Source organism: Marivirga tractuosa (genome assembly GCF_042140215.1).
GTDB classification, from domain to species: Bacteria; Bacteroidota; Bacteroidia; order Cytophagales; family Cyclobacteriaceae; genus Marivirga; species Marivirga tractuosa_A.
Genome location: NZ_CP159478.1, coordinates 4,274,941 through 4,295,000, shown reverse-complemented (window position 1 = coordinate 4,295,000; position 20,060 = coordinate 4,274,941). Strand labels below are relative to the sequence as shown.

The window sequence follows — 20,060 nt, the reverse complement described above, 5'->3', positions numbered from 1 at the left end:
TCGAGCGGATACAGGCAAAGCACAAGTTCATTGACATGTTGTGAAAGAGTAGAATTAAGGTAAACATAAGAGATACGAGAAAGTAAATAAGGGCGTATGGTGAATGCCTTGGCTCTCAGAGGCGAAGAAGGACGTGATAAGCTGCGATAAGCTACGGGGATTGGCACATACAAATTGATCCGTAGATTTCCGAATGGGACAACCCAGTACATTGAAGATGTATTATATCTAATTTATTAGATAGGCTAACCCGGAGAACTGAAACATCTAAGTACCCGGAGGAAGAGAAAACAATAGTGATTCCGCAAGTAGTGGCGAGCGAACGCGGAGTAGCCCAAACCACATCAGTTAAGGCTGGCGTGGGGTTGTAGGACTGCAATGTGGACTTATACAATGAACATGAATCGGTTGGGAAACCGAGCCATAGAGGGTGAGAGCCCCGTAAAGGAAAGTTGTATATACCTAGCAGTATCCTGAGTAGGGCGGGACCGGAGAAATCCCGTTTGAATCTGCCGGCACCATCCGGTAAGGCTAAATACTACTGAGAGACCGATAGCGAACAAGTACTGTGAAGGAAAGGTGAAAAGTACCGTGAATAACGGGGTGAAATAGAACCTGAAACCATACGCTTACAAGCGGTCGGAGTCCATTCGTTGGATGACGGCGTGCCTTTTGCATAATGAGCCTACGAGTTACTTTTCTTGGCAAGGTTAATCCCGTTGACGGGAGGAGCCGAAGCGAAAGCGAGTCTGAATAGGGCGCCATAGTCAGGGGAAGTAGACGCGAAACCTTGTGATCTACCCATGGTCAGGGTGAAGTTCCGGTAACACGGAATGGAGGCCCGAACCAGTTGACGTTGAAAAGTCTTTGGATGAACTGTGGGTAGGGGTGAAAGGCCAATCAAACTGGGAAATAGCTCGTACTCCCCGAAATGTTTTTAGGAACAGCCTCGGGAGATGTTTGATAGAGGTAGAGCTACCAATAGGACTAGGGGGAGTCAAATCCTACCAAATCCTGATGAACTCCGAATGCTATCAAATTATCCCGGGAGTGAGGGTCAGGGTGCTAAGGTGCCTGATCCGAGAGGGAAAGAACCCGGACCATCAGCTAAGGTCCCCAATTGTATGTTAAGTTGAACTAAGGCGGTTCAGTTGCTTAGACAGCCAGGATGTTGGCTTGGAAGCAGCCATTCATTTAAAGAGTGCGTAACAGCTCACTGGTCGAGCGACAGAGCATCGATAATGATCGGGCATCAAACATACAACCGAAGCTATGGTCTTGCTGGCAACAGTAAGAGGTAGGGGAGCATTCCATTTGCGGTGAAGGTGTGGCGTCAGCCATGCTGGAGCGGATGGAAAAGCAAATGTAGGCATAAGTAACGATAATGCTAGTGAGAAACTAGCACACCAATAGACTAAGGTTTCCTCAGCAATGCTAATCAGCTGAGGGTTAGTCAGGGCCTAAGGCGAAGCCGAGAGGCGTAGTCGATGGACAACAGGTTAATATTCCTGTACTACCTTATAGAGTGATGGGGTGACGGAGTAGTGAAAGTCCCGCGTACTGACGGAATAGTACGTTGAAGGGTGTAGGTAATGGACTTGTAGGAAAATCCGCAAGACTAGCTGAACCTGATAGTACCACAACGCTTCGGCAGCGTGGATAGCGGACCTAATCAGACTTCCAAGAAAACCCTCTAAACATATGTATAAGGTACCTGTACCGCAAACCGACACAGGTAGTCAAGGAGAGAATCCTAAGGTGCTCGAGTGATCCGTGGCTAAGGAACTAGGCAAAATGGCCCTGTAACTTCGGGAGAAGGGGCGCCTCGTTAGTGATAACGAGGCCGCAGTGAAGAGGCCCAGGCGACTGTTTAACAAAAACACATGGCTTTGCGAAATCGAAAGATGAAGTATAAGGCCTGACACCTGCCCGGTGCTGGAAGGTTAAGGGGGGACGTTAGTACTTCGGTGCGAAGCGTTGAACTGAAGCCCCAGTAAACGGCGGCCGTAACTATAACGGTCCTAAGGTAGCGAAATTCCTTGTCGGGTAAGTTCCGACCTGCACGAATGGTGTAACGATCTGGGCACTGTCTCGGCCACGAGCTCGGTGAAATTGTAGTAGCGGTGAAGATGCCGCTTACCCGCAACGGGACGAAAAGACCCCATGAACCTTTACTATAGCTTCACATTGACATTGGGTAAAATATGTGTAGGATAGGTGGGAGACTTCGAAGCTGTGTCGCCAGGCATGGTGGAGTCGTTGTTGAAATACCACCCTTATTTTATCTGATGCCTAATCCCGCGTAGCGGGAGACATTGTGTGGTGGGTAGTTTGACTGGGGTGGTCGCCTCCAAAAGAGTAACGGAGGCTTTCAAAGGTTCCCTCAGCACGCTTGGTAACCGTGCGTAGAGCGCAATAGCATAAGGGAGCTTGACTGTGAGACCTACAAGTCGATCAGGGTCGAAAGACGGATATAGTGATCCGGTGGTTCCGCATGGAAGGGCCATCGCTCAAAGGATAAAAGGTACTCTGGGGATAACAGGCTGATCTCCCCCAAGAGCTCACATCGACGGGGAGGTTTGGCACCTCGATGTCGGCTCGTCACATCCTGGGGCTGGAGAAGGTCCCAAGGGTTGGGCTGTTCGCCCATTAAAGTGGCACGCGAGCTGGGTTCAGAACGTCGTGAGACAGTTCGGTCTCTATCTGTTGTGGGCGCTAGAAGTTTGAGAGGACCTGATCTTAGTACGAGAGGACCGGATTGGACAAACCGCTGGTGTACCAGTTGTGCCGCCAGGTGCATCGCTGGGTAGCTATGTTTGGAAGGGATAAGCGCTGAAAGCATCTAAGCGCGAAACCCGCCTCAAGATGAGACTTCTTTAAAGGAACCCTATAGATGATGGGGTTGATAGGCTGCAGGTGTAAAGGCAGTGATGTCATAGCCGAGCAGTACTAATTATCCGTAGCTTTCCGTTCAACAGTCTTGTGTTTACTTTAAGACTCTTTCACTTTAACATGTTGATTAATCCGAAAAAGATCGGATTAATTATAAAATACTGATACACCCTCCCGATCAATCGGGATAAGTGGTCAAAATAATTAAGTCCGCCTTCGCCAAGGCTAGGTTGGACAAGACTTTATGGTGACTATGGCGGTGGGGTACACCTCTTCCCATTCCGAACAGAGAAGTTAAGCCCACCAGCGCTGATGGTACTGCCGTAAAAGGTGGGAGAGTAAGTCGTTGCCAACTTTTATTTACAACCCTGATAGTGAAAACTGTCAGGGTTTTTTTGTGTCTATATTTTTAAAGCTTCTCATTATAAACCCTGTAAAGTCCCTAATCCAATCCAATTAAAGTTGATCTTACCATATTATTATCTCAACTATTTCAATCTGCCAAAAGCCACGGTTTTAACCGTGGTGTAATAGAATGTGAATATAACCCAAACCGTTTTAACGGTTTGATTGATGGTTTCCAACCTTGAACAGGCATCGCATGAAAATGGATAAATCCATTAGGTTAGCGTTGTGCACGGATTCTAACCCACGAATTCATTCGTGGGCTAAAATAGATTTTCCGGCTATAGCCTATTGAGTTTTTGGATTTATAGGAATGCATAAAACAGGTTATGTCGATTGTATTACGATAAGATTCTAAAATTAAATTGCACAAAAGATTGTCATTTGCTCCTGATTTTCTAATAGATTTATTATTCTCGAGTAATTGCCTAATAACCCCTATTTAATAGGGAATTTTTCAAATATTTTTAAAGTAATTATCTTGTGTTTTAAAGTTTAAATCAACCACTATCTTAAATGCAACTCAATAAAATATACAATGAAGACTGCTTAATCACTATGGGAAGAATGAAGGATTGTTTTGTTGATCTGACCCTTACTTCTCCTCCTTATGATGATATGAGAGACTATCACGAATATTCCTTTGATGTTGAGAAAGTAGCAGAGGAATTGTTTAGAGTCACAAGGAAAGGTGGAGTGGTGGTTTGGGTTGTGGCAGATAAAACTAGCAATGGTAGTGAATCAGGGACAAGCTTTAAGCAAGCCTTAACTTTTATGGGTAAAGGTTTTAGATTAATGGATACCATGATTTTCAAAAAACCTCCTAAAGGCGCTAGTGGTAATAATCGAATATATTGGCAGGGATTTGAATATATGTTTGTGTTTACCAAAGGAGCTCCAAAAACGATAAATCTAATTAAGGACAGGAAAAATAAGGAAAGCCGTAATGGCGATAATGGAACCAAAAGATTGGTGAATGGCAAACTTAAGAAAGTAGCGAGAGGCGGATATGGTGAGTTTGGCAGGAGAACCAATGTTTGGGAATATACTGTTGGTAAAGGACACAGCTCCAAAGATCCTGAGGCTTTTGAACATCCTGCCATTTTTCCAGAAAACTTAGCCAAGGATCATATAGTAAGCTGGAGTAAGTCAAATGATATTGTATATGATTGCTTTATGGGCAGTGGCACCACAGCAAAAATGGCGCTCTTAACTAATCGAAATTATATTGGAGTGAAATTTCTTCTGTTTATTGCGATTTGGCTGAAAGAAGGCTTATGAAATACATAGGGGATGTTAAAGGATAATATAAATATCATTATTAGCTAGAGCTATTTGTATATACTTTACTTACTCTTTAAATGTTATTTAGTTGTTCTCTTGGATCTGTTCTTTATATGGTTTCTACTATTAATGATATACTTAGACTTGAAAATTTGTAATAAATATTAATAATTAAAAATTTAACATAATTATTTTGGTAATTAGGATACAGAATAATAGTTTTGTTTTTTAGTACTTATGTATTTTCGGAGGTTATAATTTGTTTTAATCAAAACCCAAAGTTATTGCGTTTTTTTACATTTCTCTTCTTTATTTTTTTTCACATTTATTTGGTTTATGGTAATAATATTAATTATTCATTAAAGCCATTATCTCCTATTTCTATAGAATCTGTAGGTTTACGAAATTCAACTAATTCTATAACAATTCCGGATATTGAAATTAGATCTGTAAATCTAACTAATTTCAGAACTTTCAGAACTTTTGATGATGAACCCCAATTAGATAATTCTTTAATTGATGATCGATTGAATTTTAATGAGTTGTCATTCGATTCATTTATGAATGCCGATTCAATAAATTATCATAAAAATGAAGCTTCTGAAATGATGGCTACAATTGAGGAAGAAAATCGTTTCATTGATTATTTATCTTTAGGTCAATCTTTTCAACTTCCTGTCGGAGTTCAAAAAACAATAGGTGGGCTTTCATACACTGTGATGTTTAGTAAAATACGCCTAGCTGATAATTCCGCATTTATTGATGCGTATTTAACCATTGAACTACCATCTGAGACCACATTAACTTTTATGGGTAGAGGAATAGAATTCTCCGCTGAAGGGGGCATCTCAGGAGTTGGTAGAGTAGAATTATTAGGTAACAATAATATTTCTTTTGCAGGGGATCCTAATGATCAAAAGATTCTGTTGACCTTATTTGGTGGTGATCCAATCAATCCTGGTAATACATATGCGGAATTTGATTGCTATGGCTTTCGGGAGTTATCAATCGATGCCGGTATAACATTTTCAAAAGATTTTATAGTAAAAGAGAATCAAGATGGTAGTATTTCGGATGATAGAGTTACTTCCCGTTTCGTGACCCAAGTATCTGATTGGAATGATATAATTGTGGATGTAAGTTTACCTAGATTTCAATTAACTGGACTTGATGGGTGGTCTTTTGAAGTGAAAAATGCAGTATTTGATTTTTCTGATAGTCAGAACGCAAGTAGTATGACTTTTCCGACAGCTTATGAATCTCCATATTTTGTTGATGGTGGAGAATCACTGTGGAGAGGTTTCTATTTTCGAGAATTAACGGTGACACTTCCCGAAGAATTTAATAAAAAGAACCAAACGGGTAGAACTTCCTTATATGCGTATGATCTCATCATTGATGAATACGGATTATCAGGTCTGATTGGAGCAAGGAATATAATTGGTTTAAATGAAGGGAATGCCGATTCATGGAAATTATCAGTAGAAGAAATAAGTGTCGAAATTTTCAAGAATGAATTTATAGCTGGAAATATTGGAGGTGAGATAGAAGTCCCTTCTCTAGAAACTGAAGAACCGCTTTTTTACACAGGAACTTTCAATAATACTGGTAATTATAATTTGATAGCTGAATTACAGAGTACCGCTAAATTTAATGTTTTTAAGGCAGATTTAAATCTCGAATCAAATTCTTTAATAGAACTTAAGGTAATTGGCGGAAAATTTAAACCTAGAGCTGTTTTGCATGGTAATATGGATTTGAAACCAACCACCAGTTCGGATAAAAAAGGGGCAGAAGTGAATGGTTTGATTTTTGAGTCTTTGGTTTTACAGACTGAATCCCCTTACATAGATGCTCAGTATTTTGGATTCCGGCCTGAGCAAGAGCAAAATAAAGCTGGAGGTTTTCCAATTGGTATAAATGAGATTGCATTAAGAACTGAAAATGATAGAGTTGGAATTTTTGCAGACATCACAGTTAATTTAGTGGATGCAGATGACAGTGGATTTGGTGCTGGGGCTGGGTTTACAATTTGGTCAAAACAAAATCGCGTAGAAAACAATGTGTTTTATGAATATGATGGGTTTGAGTTATCAAAGATATCTTTAGATGTTAAACGAGAAGGATTTTCATTTAGCGGAGAATTAATATTTTATGAAGGAGACTATACTTATGGGGACGGATTTAAAGGTACCTTAAATGCCAAGTTTGGCGATATCGCTGTACAAGCAACAGGGTTGTTTGGCTCGGTTGATGGATTCAGATACTGGTACGTGGATGCAATGATGACATTTCCTGGTGGCGCACCTATAATTGCCCCATTTGCAGTAAATGGTATTGGTGGTGGTGCCTATTATCATATGAGGCAAAAAGGCTTAAATGAAAATCTTGGGTCTGCCTTAGGTAAGTCTTCTTCTGGAATTATTTATATCCCCGATGATACATATCACTTAGGACTCAAAGCATCAGTTAGATTTAGTATACAAGAGGCTGAAACAACAGCAAATGGAAATGCAGAATTTAGTATAGCTTTTAACTCAAGCGGGGGGGTCAACCAAATAGCTTTTAATGGTAGTGTTGAAATGATGACAGGTGAATTTAACACAGGACCTGACGTGATAAAGAATCTGGCTTCTAAAGTCTCAAATCAAGAATCAATAAACTCTGAACCAGGTTCTGCATTTAGAGGGGACGTTCGTTTATTATTTGATAATGTCAATAAAAGTTTTCATGGTGTAATAGATGTATATGTAAATGCGGCAGGGGGAATGGTTACAGGAAGTAACCCTGGCTATTTAGCAGGTAGGTCAATTATCCATTTTGAGAAAAATTATTGGTATATCCATATTGGAAAGCCAACAAATCCTATTGGAATTCAATTTTTAGGTTTAGCGAAAGCCAATACCTATTTCATGATTGGACATGATATTCCACCATTACCTCCACCTCCCAGAAAAATTCTTGAAACTTTAACTGAAGACCAAAGAGCAAAGAATGAAACATTACAGGCAACTAATTTTGAAAATGCTAATTTCAGTTCTGGACAAGGCTTTGCATTTGGAGCAAATTTCACAGTGGATACAGGAAATCAACAGTATCTTATGTTTTATGGAAGGTTTGAGGCTATGGCTGGCTTTGATATAAATCTTTCGAGGTATGAAGCAGTATGTAAAGGAGAAACTGATTTAGTAGGAATCAATGGTTGGTATGCCCAAGGTCAAGCTTATTTTGGTTTGTGGGCAACAATAGGGATGAAAGTAAACCTGAAATTTATCAAAAAAGAGGTTGAGATCTTTCATGGTGCCTTAGCAGCTTTAATGCAGGTTGAGGGACCCAACCCATTTTGGATGAGAGGGGACGCTGCCGGTACTTTTAGTGTTTTGGATGGTTTAGTAGAAGGAAGCTTTGATTTTGAAGTCGTAATTGGTGAAAAGTGTGAGATGCAATCAACTGGGGAAAGTCCTTTGGAAGATATGAACATAATAGCGGAATTAACTCCTGCAAGTGGTACAAAGGAAGTAGATGTTTTCACTTCTCCACAGGCTATTTTTAATATTCCAGTAGAAAAAGAATTTGAAATTTTAGATTTTGAAAGAAATCCCATTTCTTATAGAGTGAAGCTAGATTATTTTAAACTTAAACAGGGAAGTTCTGAAATAGATGCTGATGTTACTTTTAATAATGAGAAAAATGTTTTTGTATTAGATCCTAATATAGTTTTACCTTCTGAGGTGGATCTTGATTTAGAGGTGAAAATTCACTTTGAGGAGAAAAAGAATGGAGTATGGACTACTTACAAAGAAGATGGTAAGGAGGTAACGGAATCGCTTAAATATTCTTTTACCTCAGGATTACAACCTGATTATATTCCTAAGGAAATGGTAGAATATTCGTACCCTATTGAAGGGATGGTGAACTTTTATCAGGATGAGGCTGATCAAGGCTATATTAAACTAACTGATGCAGGTTTAACTAGACCTTTTGAAAAAGAAGGTAGATGGGATTTGAAAGCTGCTTTCACCGATAAATCAGGAGAATCTGTGAGGACAGCTTTTACCTACAATGACAATACGCAAGAAGTACGATTTGATCTGGATCCCCTAGATAATGATAAAATTTACCACTTTCAATTGTTAAGAGTACCTAGTCAGGACAATGTTGAAGTAGATAGTAACGTAGATCAAGTTAAGACATCTACCACAACAGAGATGGAAGAGAAAGAAATCAATTTTGAAGTTCAAACTCAAGAGGCAGAGGGAAGTATAGAAGCTTTATCTGAGGAGCAGATTTATTCCTTTTATTTTAGAACTAGTAAGTATAATACATTAGAGGAAAAATTTTATTCTGATGATTATGCTGTTACATCAGGATCGAGAGTTATCATTAGAGCAGGTGTTCACGAATTATCTCTTGATATCGAAAATGGTAAAGAACAATTTGGGAGAAACGAGATTTCAGGAGGCTCTAATTTTGATCCTTTATTATTTATAAAAGCTGATTTTAATGATAATGTGTGGTACGAAAATCACCTAGGGCCACTTTTATATAATAGCTATCCTTATTTTCCCACAGGGCAGATTGAGGAAACAGAACATTTGACCTATGGAGTACCTCCATCCACTGCATTTTATGTAAGTCAGCCTGATACGGAATTAAAAGTTAGTCAGTCAAATAAATTTGGACAGACATTTTTTTCTACATCCCAATATTTTTCAATTAAATATTTTAGTCCTGATTATGTAGAAAAGCAATATGCTGAATTGAGGAATAAAGCTTCGACATACTACAGTAATCGTACTAGAACTTCTAGAATCGAAAATTTATTGAATTCTACTTGGCCAATCATAAGAAAGGGGCTTTATCCAGTACAATTCAAGTATATCCTTCCGGGAGGCTTTGAGGGTAGTAGTAATTTTAATTTAAGTTTTTATAGTCCTGTAGGATCAGAAGAATGAAAAGGTTATTAACTATATCGATTTTATTTTTGGTAATCAATACGGCTTTAACCCAGAATATACCTTCAGTACAATTAAGTATTAGTTATGATTCAATAAATCATAAGATGTTGTTGAGATGGGCTCCGGATAATGTACAATTATGGCAGCTAGCAAATAATTATGGTTATACCATTGAGAAATACTATTATCAAAGAGATGGTAAACTTTTGGACATTCCTCTTGAAAAGGAAATTTTAGTTAAAGACCAAAAACCAAGACCTTTAGAGGAATGGGAAGATTTTGTGCAAATTAATGATTATGCGGCTATAGCAGCCCAATCAGTATATGGAGATGGGATTGACTTAAATGATACCCAAAATGGTATATTTTCAATTGTAAATAAGTCGAAAGAACTACAGTCACGATTTTCATTTTCCTTATTTGCTGCAGATCAGTCTGTAGAAGTAGCAGATTTTCTGGGTTTATATTATGAAGATCATAAAGTGCAAGATAATGAACGCTATTTGTATAGAGTTTACGCCAATGTTCCAGATAGTATCATAAGTGCGGATACCGCCTCCGTTTATTTTGGTCCTAAAGATTTTGACCCATTACCAAAACCCAGGGTTGAATCTATCATTCAAAAAGATGGACAAGTTATAATTCGTTGGTTAAACGAACCGTTCAGTCAAGTATTTTCTGCTTATATAATTGAGAGGTCATTCAATAATGGAGGATTTAAAAAGGTCAATGCTTTGCCTATTGTAAATTTTAAGAAAGGTGCCCGCTAAAGATAATTTATTTAATACTTATGTGGATACTACAAAGTATGAGGGTAAAGTATCCTATAGAATTTTTGGAAGAAATTCCTTTGGCCAAGTCAGTAAGCCTTCCGATACTTTGACTATCGATAGGCTTCCTAAATTTAAAGCGCCTATTCCACAAATTGATACTATTTATCATACTAAAGCAGGAGCTAATATTATAAAATGGTCAGCATCTGGTGATACGGAATATATAAAAGCTTCATTTTTAGAAAAGTCTACTCAATCTGAAGGAAATTACGAATTAGTAGAAGTTGATAGTGTTAATCAAGATTTCAATTTTAAAGATTATAATCCTAATTCCAAAAAGTACTATAGGATAGGGATAAGTACCGGAAACAGAATAAGTTATTCTTATCCTGATATTTTTCAACTGATAGATAGTATTCCTCCTGCAACACCTAGTTTTAAAGAATATAATGTAGAAGATAGCTTGCTAATAATCTCATGGTCAGCAAATCAGGAGGAAGATATTGCAGGATACAGATTATACAAAGCACAGACCTTAAATGCAGAACCTTCACTGGTATATGATGCAAAAAAATTAGACACTACATTAACACTATCGGAGAATTTAGAACTGATCAATAATGAACGCTATTTTTACATAGCCGCTTTTGATTTAAATGGAAATACCTCCGATTTAAGTACCGCTTTTGAAGTAGAATTGCCTGATATTATTCCTCCCTCAGCTCCTATTATTCAAGGAATAAATCAATCAAATGATAGCCTTAAAATTCAATTTGTAATAAGCAGTAGTGAAGATGTCTATCAATATTTACTATATCGTAGCATTGATAATGCATTGTATGAGCTCATCAAATCATTTAATCCTGATGGGTCTAGTATTGTTGATCTTGTGGAGCAAGAAGGCTTGTATAAATATCGATTGATAGCACTGGATGATTCCGGAAATGAAGGAATATCGAAGCCTTACAGCTATAGAGTTTTGTTAAAAAAATCAAGTAAAATTGAATATCAAATAATTGAGAATGAGGAGTCTTTTCAAATAGTTTGGGATAAAAAAAGCAATAATAGTGTTCGAAAAGTAAAAATTTATTATCAGACTGAGCAATATTTGAATTTAATCAGAGAAGTAAGTATAAATGAAGGAATTCTTGAAATAGATAAGGGAAGTAAGTTGTTAGAAAATTTTAAAGTGATATTTATTTAGATGCGTTTAAAAATAATAGTTTTAGTTTTTCTTGGTTTTTTTTCATTCAAAAATATTTTTTCTCAATCAATTGGTAATCCATCCTTGCCAACTGTATCTCAAGAAGAAATTATTGGATCTGCTTCAGTATGCGGGAACTATGAAGAAAATTATGCTGTAATTTTTGAGACAGGTGATGAGGAATGTTCTTTTTTTTATACTTGGAACGTTGAAGGGGGAATTATTACTGCTAATAATGATACTACTATTACAGGTGAAAGTATTTCATCAGTAAAAGTCACATGGGATCCTTCGAAAAGCGATCATCAAATTTCATTTACGGCAACTAATCAGATACAGCCAGCAGACGATGGGGGAGGTGGTTCTTTTTGTACTTCTGAAGATATAGTACAAAAAAATGGTTCTTTGGATATTAATGTTTTTGGGAATGCTTCAACACCATTAGATTTAGCAAATTGGAAATTTGATGATACATCTAATGATAAATCATATGCTTGCGTAGAGAATGAAAATATTATTGTTACTCAGACTACACCTATGATTAGTGGGGCTCAAACAAGATTAACTTATACCACTGATGGAGGTGCAACTATTCATACAATAAAAGATTGGGACCAACTGAGTGTTGGGGGTGAATATAATTTCACACCTTCATTTGATAAGATGCATGTGAAAGTTACTTTTTTTAATGAGGTCAGATATAAAAATTGTATTGACAAATATGAGGATGATGAATTTGTGATGGATTTTTATGTTGAACCTGAATTTCAAAAGATTTCAACATACGATCCACAATGTGAAGGCGAAAATGGATCTGTAACATATGAAATTACCAGAGGTAGTGCATCTTCTGTTATAGTTTTTCTTGATCGCCCATCTGGATCAGATGACTCTTTTCAGGTAGAAGTGGATGCTAACAATAGATTTTCTCTATCAAGTTCTGACTCGGTAAAAAAATATAATGCTACTGCAGAAACATTTACAAAAGTGCCTTTGAACCTGCCTGCAGATACATATAACATCACTTTGGAACCTCTTATTCGGAAGGATAAGGGAGAAGACGCTGAAAATCTTTGTTTTCAAGCAAAAACTTTTATTATAAAAGACCCCCCATCTGTAACTCCTAAATCTAATTTTAGCAGCACTAGCTATACGGTGGACTGTAGCTACAGTACAGCTAAGGTGGAATACCAGTTACAAAGAAGTGGTGATACTAATGCTAAATTTGATTACAGGATATATGCTGCTGATGGGACTACCATAGTTACTTCAGATTATAATTCCTCAGAAAAATTAAGTAAAACTCTTGGGTATGGTGACTATACTATTATGGCAAAGTATAGTGATTGTTCGTGGAGTAATTCTGATGCTGTCAAAGAAAGAAATATATCCATTAATTATCATAATGTGGATTTTACCTCTGGTTATCCAAAGACAAGTGATCTTCTTGATAATGATAAACATCTAAATTGTTCTTCTGATACAGATGCTTCTATTTTTGTAAAAGCAAATGATACCCAAAACGGTTTGGTTAAATATAAATTGACAAAGGTTACTGGTTCCAATCAGGGAACAGAGTGGTTGACTGGAAAAAATGAAAATGAGCAGCACGAATTTCCTAATCTTGGAGCTGGAAGATATATAATTGATGCTTATTATAATGGTTGTGACACACGAAGCGATAGGGCAACAGTAAATATTACAGCTCCCAATCCAATAATTATCAGTAAAGTTACAGAAAGTACACCAACCTGTTTTGGGGGTGATGATGGTTATTTCGACTTCACTTTTAATGGAGAAAACAATAGTAATTTTTCTATAACCTCAGTGATAGTTAAAAATGATGGGGAAACACTAGATGAAAATAGTTATAGTTATTCAGGAACGATAGTGAAAGAATTGTCTGCAGGAGATGAAGTGGTTTATTTGGAAGTTACCGAGTCGGGAGGTACGAATCTTTCCGACTGCCATGGTGATATCACCCTAAGTGAGAAAATGAGTAATCCAAGTGATTATTTTCAATTTGAGCGGCAAATCATAAAAGACCCTATTTGTTATGATTCTGAAGCCACTTTTAAATACAGTTTTCAAAATGAAGAAGGAACTGTGATAAGAACTTTATTGGATGCAAATCTTGATCCTGTAACTGATCCAAACATAATTGAAAATGCTGATTCAATTATTTTTTATGGGCCAGCAAGGAATAGTACATATTTTTTACAATTAGAAGATGGATTTCCATGTACTATATTATCCGACCCCATCAGCTTCAATATCCCCGACCAACCCAGCATGGCCAACCCTAAAGTAAATGAAGCTGAAGGTGGCATAGAGCTTAATGGTGAATATTACGTCCAATGCAAAGATGATAAGATATCAATCACCTGGCCTATTAATTTTGATTCAAATACTGGAAATGTAAGTGATGATTTTACCATTACTAAAAATGGCGTAGAATTAGATGAAGATAATGGAGACTACATTACTTATGCAGATAGTATTGTCCTTCACAATGCAAATGTTATAGGGAGTATAGCTACAACTTATCGAATTACAGGTACAGATGGAGACGGTTGTACACTTTCTGAAGCGGATAACTCAAATTCATTCACCTTAAGACAGGTTGAAAATGAATTCAAGCTCGATGATGTAGAAACTAAAATTAAGGTTTGGTATAAAGATAAAGATAGCAGTGATTATCATCTTAAGCATGCAGCAGATACTTTAGGAACAATCTTTATGAAAGCCATGGGTGGAATGACATTAGAAGATGGTAGTCAAAACTATATTTATTCTCTGTTTGATGCCGATGCTGATACCTTGATTACTGAAAGCGTAGACAAAGGCGCTAATGATATCTATGCGTTCGATAGTCTATTACAGGCCCATAAAAACTACAGAGTCGAAGTTAAAGATCAGCTGGGATGTCTAAAAAGCTTTCCATTTAAATTAAATGCGCCAGACACTATCAAGATTGAAACTACTTTAAATACCTCCTATGCTGGTGGGGTAAATATTGCTTGTAAGAATGGTACTGATACTGTTAAAGTACAAACATCGGGGGGACTTTATCCACATTTTGTAGAATTGAAATCAGGTGAAAATACTTACTTTTCTCAAACCATCAATTCAAGCGAAGATACTGTTGTTTTCCCTAATGTTAGTGCAGGCAACTATTACATACAAGTGATAGATAAATCTGATAACAGTCATTATCCTTCAGGATTTAGATATATGACTCGATTTGAAAACTTCGATATGGTGGAACCCGAGGATTCGGTGGACTTCAACTATACAATGAATGAACCCACTTGTTTTTATTCGTTGGATGGTGAACTGACGATTACGCCTTCAGGAGGAATTCCTTTTGAGAATGATGAATATGTGATGGTATTTTATAATGAAGCGGGTACAATAGTTCTGGATAGTATAAGAGGAACTTCCGCCACTTATATCGATTCAGCCGGCTTTTACAAAGTAGAAGTATATGATGCTAACTCTTTTAATTATAATACGAGCTGTTCAATTAAAGACTCCGTATTAGAAATAAAAAATATACCACAGCTAAAAACGGATATACTTTATTCAGATTATCCTTTATGTTTAGGAGATAGTACCGGAAAAATTCATGTACGCGCCACGGGAGGAAGATCAGCAGAGAACTATTCTTTTGAATTATATGACTCTACAAAAACATTAATTGATTCTCTGATTTTATCAGATACCAATGAACATATATTTGAAAATCTATTTTCAGGTCAATACACTGTTAAAATTTATGATGAAGTAAGTTGTGAATTTAGTCAGGATATTTTCCTCAAGGAACGTACAGATACACTTAAGATAGTTAATTTAAAACCGATTGAATCTACTTGTAGCAATACAATAGATGCTGCTATAGATGTTACTACATCTGGAGGTGATGGCAGGCACTCCCTATCGATTGATCAAGGACAAAATTGGATCCAGCTTGATTCCGGAGACTATAACTACCAATTTACAGATTTAGCAGGAGGACAGCTTTACGAAATATGGTTGAAAGATGAAAACTACTATGAGAACTCTTACCAGAGTAGCTGTTTAATTATTGATAATGTAGAAATAGCGAGAACAGATTCTGTTATGTTGTCTGCTGACGTAGAACAGGTAAGTTGTTTCGGAGGAAATGATGGTAGCATTAAAATTAATCCATCTTACGGTGAAAATACAAATTCAGAGAATTTCAGCTTTGAATGGTATAAAAATGGTGAATTACTTGAAAATGAAACTTCTGATCAGATAGAAAACTTATCAAGAGGAAGTTATAATGTTAAGGTTACTTATGGCAATATTGATTGTAGTCAAAAATCACTAGAAATTGGGATTTCACAACCTTCTAAACCTTTTGCAATAGATTCAATTACCGCTCAAGCATACAATTGTGAAACAAGTGATCCTTTAAAGCTTCAAGTTAATCTTTCAGGAGGCTGGATTAGTCAAAAGTATAAGGTTCAGATAGACAACTTAATACCAGACTCTGTTCAAATTGATGAATATAATACACTTTCAGTTTATGAAAATCTAGAGTATGGTGATCATCAGATTACAGTATGGGATGCAAAAGGTTGTGAGGTATCAGATTCCTTTTCTATTGATTATCAAAGACCAGTAATAGATGTAATTGAAGTATCGAATGTCAACTGTAATGGAGAAGCCACAGGTTCCATAAAGGTTAGTGGTCAATACGAAATTATGGATTATTATCTGTGGAATGATAGCATAGATTTCGATTTGGAATCTCAGCATCAGGACTCTGTCTTATTTAATGGCTTAGCTGCAGGTCAATATAATTTGTGGAATAAAAAGGGGAATTGCAGTTCTGATACGATTATCATTACCATAACTGAGCCTACTAAACTGCAACTGAATCCTTATATAGTTTCAGAAGCTACTTGTGGGCAAAATAATGGTCAACTAGATGTCAATATAGAAGGGGGGACTCCTCCTTATTTGACCACTTGGTTAAACAGTATTGATCCTAATGCAGTAGGTACGGGTGATTATAGGGTTACGGTGGAGGATTCTTTAGGATGTAGTTTTACTTCTGAAATCAGCATGATTGAAGTTAGCCCTATAGAAATTGTTATTGACAGCCTTAAAGATTCCTATTGTAATTTAAATAATGGTTTCGCTGAGGTGTCAGTAAATGGTGCAAGCCCACCATTTACTATAAATTGGAATGGGGTTGAATCAGGGAATTCCAAGTCTGGTTTAAGTCCAGGTCAATATGAGATTGAAGTTGTTGATGCACTAGAATGTACTCAATCCATATCATTTGAAATAAAAGAACCTTTACCGGTAAAAACTAATGTGGTAGAATATAGGGAAGCGGAATGTAATATTGCGAATGGATATATAAGGTTTGAATACGAAAACCTTAAATCTCCTTATGAGATTATTTGGCCTGAATCATTAAACTCACTGGATGATTTTTCTGCAAATGGATTAGCAGCAGGGGAGATGTATTCATTACAAATTATAGATTCTGCAGACTGTTCACATGAATTCTCTTTTAATATACCGGATAAATCAGATTTGTCGATTGATTTTGAAGTTAAAAGGCCAAGTTGTGAAAATGAAAATGGATTAATAAAAGCAGAGGTTACAGGAGGTTCAGGAGATTACAATTATACATGGTCTACTGGGGAAGAAAATCTAGATTCAATTTCCAATCTTTCCGCAGGATTTTATTTTTTAACTGTAGAAGATGCTCTTGGCTGCAAAGTGACAGACTCTGTAAGTTTAGTGGATGACCCTAATGTATTTCCAGGTTATGAAATTATTAAAACGGAGCCTACTTGCTTAGAAAATGATGGGGTTATTGAAATTCAATTCTTAGAACAAGATCATGATTTCGAAATCTATTGGCCTAACCATTTCATGGTTTCTAATAGAATGGAAAATTTAACTGCTGGAATTTATTCAGTGGTTCTAAGGAATCCGGACGGCTGTAATAAGGAAATTTCTATAGAATTAGCCACATTTCAAAAGCCAAACCTTGAGGTTGAATCTATAAAAATGCCTGGCTGTGGAAATGCAAATGGAGAAATACTGATCACAGAGTCTTCTGATTTAAATTATGTTTGGTCAAATCCTAGCATAGGAAATACTTTTCACGCAGAAAATTTATTTGCTGGAAATTATTGGGTATATGCGGAGACTCAAAGTCAGTGTAAAACTGATACTTTATTTTTCACTTTAGATAATATTGACAGCGATCTTCTAATTCAAACACAGTCAATAATATCAAATAGTTGCCCAAATAGTAATGATGGCTCCATTCAAATAAATGTTAGTGGTGGGGTGCCACCTTATTCCTATTTATGGAACGATCCTGAACAGCAAACACAAGCGGAAGTTATTGATTTGAAAGCAGGAAATTATACCGTATTAGTAACCGATGCAAATGATTGTTCAACTTCTAAATCATTTAATCTTCAATCAGAAAACCCAGTTTTCATTGCTTCATTTGAACAAATAGAACCTCAATGTTCGGACTCTTATGATGGTAGCTTAACAGTAAATGTTGGAGGTGGAAAAGGAAATTATACCTATGAGTGGTCCAATGGAGATACCACACAAACTGCAGACAGTTTAGCGTTAGGTAATTACAGTGTTAAGGTTTATGATGGGACTAATTGCTTTGTTTATGAAGAAGTTACCTTAACAGGTCCAAATCCAATTGATATACAATTAGAAAGTGGGATGCCAATTTGTAGAGGTGAGGCAACGGGTTATGCAAATCTAAATATCTTTGGCGGATCCGGAGAATATGATGTGTTATGGGAAGATGGCAATACGCAAGCTTCAAGAAGTGATTTAGCATCAGGCTCTCATTTAGTTTCCATTCAGGATGACAACGGATGTGAAAGAGAATTTGAGATTGTAGTTCCTGTGAAAAAAGATATCAATGTTCAATACACGGTTATAGAACCTTCTTGTTTTGGGGCTTCTGATGGACAAATTGAAATTAACAACGTTTTTAATGCAGCTAATCCTTATGTGGAATGGGAAGATGGGCCAGAGGGTTTCTGCGACAAAATTTAACTTCTGGACTTTACGTATATAGCATTACAGATAATAATAACTGTGCAATTCAGGATACCATTGCTGTAGGAACCCCAGCTCCATTGGAAGTTATTAATTTAAACCTCCAAAACCCACTTTGTTATGGTGAGTCTAATGGTAGCATCTCTTTTGATGTTCAAGGTGGAAGTGGAAATTATCAATACCAATGGGATGATGGATTTATAAATAAGAATCGCTCTAGTTTAAAAGATGGTATTTATCAAATAACTATACAAGATGATAATGGATGTTCTTTAACTAAAGAATTTGTGATCACTCAACCGGAAACTATTACCATTGATTATGAGGTTAGTCCCGTAAGTTGTTTTGGAAATTCAGATGGTGTTATAGATCTGGATATTTCAGGTGGAGTTGGTGGTTACACTGTAAATTGGAATGATAATGTAACGAGTAATAATAGAAGTAATCTTGTTACGGGTACCTATTTTGTAAGCGTGATTGATTCAAATGGATGCGAGAGTTCTCAACAAATTGTAGTGCCTGAACCATCACCACTTGATATAGCTGTAAATAAACAACAGCCTTCTTGTAATGGAGGAACGGATGGGCAATTAACGGTAGAAATTAGCGGTGGTAATAAACCTTATGAAATAAAGTGGGAAGATGGAACCACAGGAAATACACTGGATAGTTTAACAGCTGGTAATTATTCAATTAATATTGAGGATGCAAAAGGTTGTGAATTTTCAACATCTATTTCTTTAAATCAGCCAAGCATCATACGGGTTTCAGAGGAAATTACTGAAAACCCAATTTGCTATCAAGAGCCAACTGGTTTTGCAGAAATTATTCCTACAGGAGGAGCGGGAGATTATTCAATTGAGTGGCATGATGGGGACACATTGTTTCAAAGGAATGATTTGATGGCGGGTGAGCACCTCTACACTATTTTTGATGAGAACGGCTGTTCTTATTCAGATAAAATTGAATTGGAAGACCCAGAAAAAATCAACATAGAAGGACTTCCAGAAGAAGTTTATTTATGCGGAAGTGGAAGTTTGATTTTAGACGGTGGCGAAAAATGGGAAAGTTACCAATGGACTGCAAACAATGGTTTTTCATCTGATAATAGAGAAGCAGAAATAAATCAAGAAGGAACTTATACTTTATATACTACCAATTCAGATGGTTGTACAGATGATTATACTTTTGAAGTCTATAAAGACGATGATTTAATAGATTCTGATTTCTTACTGACTTCAGATGCCATAGTAGGGGATACTGTTATCATTGTAGATGTCAGCTGGCCAGTTCCTGATTCTGTTCATTGGGATAACCGTGATAACCCGGATATTTATGTGGTTTCTCAAAATGAAACATATCAAGAAGTGATTTTCACTCAGACTGGTGATTTTGAAGTTGGTATGAGGGCCATATTAGCCTTTGTCGTGATGATATCAGAAAAACTATAAAAGT

The 20,060-nt window shown here is 36.7% G+C and carries 6 protein-coding genes and 2 rRNA genes; all 8 read left to right on the top strand.

Going from position 1 to position 20,060, the window contains the following annotated elements:
• Nucleotides 1–75 precede the first annotated feature (75 nt).
• Nucleotides 76–2,972: ribosomal RNA gene (locus tag ABWH96_RS19125) — 23S ribosomal RNA — on the top strand.
• A gap of 163 nt (nucleotides 2,973–3,135) precedes the next feature.
• A 5S ribosomal RNA gene (rrf, locus tag ABWH96_RS19120) occupies nucleotides 3,136–3,247 on the top strand.
• 566 nt (nucleotides 3,248–3,813) lie between these two features.
• Nucleotides 3,814–4,578: a DNA-methyltransferase gene (locus ABWH96_RS19115; RefSeq protein ID WP_375579102.1), complete on the top strand. Its 765-nt coding sequence runs from the start codon at nucleotides 3,814–3,816 to the stop codon at nucleotides 4,576–4,578.
• A gap of 287 nt (nucleotides 4,579–4,865) precedes the next feature.
• Nucleotides 4,866–9,536: a hypothetical protein gene (locus ABWH96_RS19110; RefSeq protein ID WP_375579101.1), complete on the top strand. Its 4,671-nt coding sequence runs from the start codon at nucleotides 4,866–4,868 to the stop codon at nucleotides 9,534–9,536.
• A complete protein-coding gene (locus ABWH96_RS19105; RefSeq protein WP_375579100.1) occupies nucleotides 9,533–10,309 on the top strand; it encodes a hypothetical protein in 777 nt (258 codons plus the stop codon). Before ABWH96_RS19110 ends, ABWH96_RS19105 begins: the two co-directional genes overlap by 4 nt.
• Complete coding sequence (locus ABWH96_RS19100) at nucleotides 10,299–11,516, top strand: fibronectin type III domain-containing protein (RefSeq protein ID WP_375579099.1); 1,218 nt, start codon at nucleotides 10,299–10,301, stop codon at nucleotides 11,514–11,516. The genes ABWH96_RS19105 and ABWH96_RS19100 overlap by 11 nt, the downstream gene beginning before the upstream one ends.
• Complete coding sequence (locus tag ABWH96_RS19095) at nucleotides 11,517–18,602, top strand: hypothetical protein (RefSeq protein WP_375579098.1); 7,086 nt, start codon at nucleotides 11,517–11,519, stop codon at nucleotides 18,600–18,602. It begins immediately after the preceding gene.
• Nucleotides 18,563–20,056: a SprB repeat-containing protein gene (locus tag ABWH96_RS19090; protein WP_375579097.1), complete on the top strand. Its 1,494-nt coding sequence runs from the start codon at nucleotides 18,563–18,565 to the stop codon at nucleotides 20,054–20,056. Before ABWH96_RS19095 ends, ABWH96_RS19090 begins: the two co-directional genes overlap by 40 nt.
• Nucleotides 20,057–20,060: the final 4 nt, after the last annotated feature.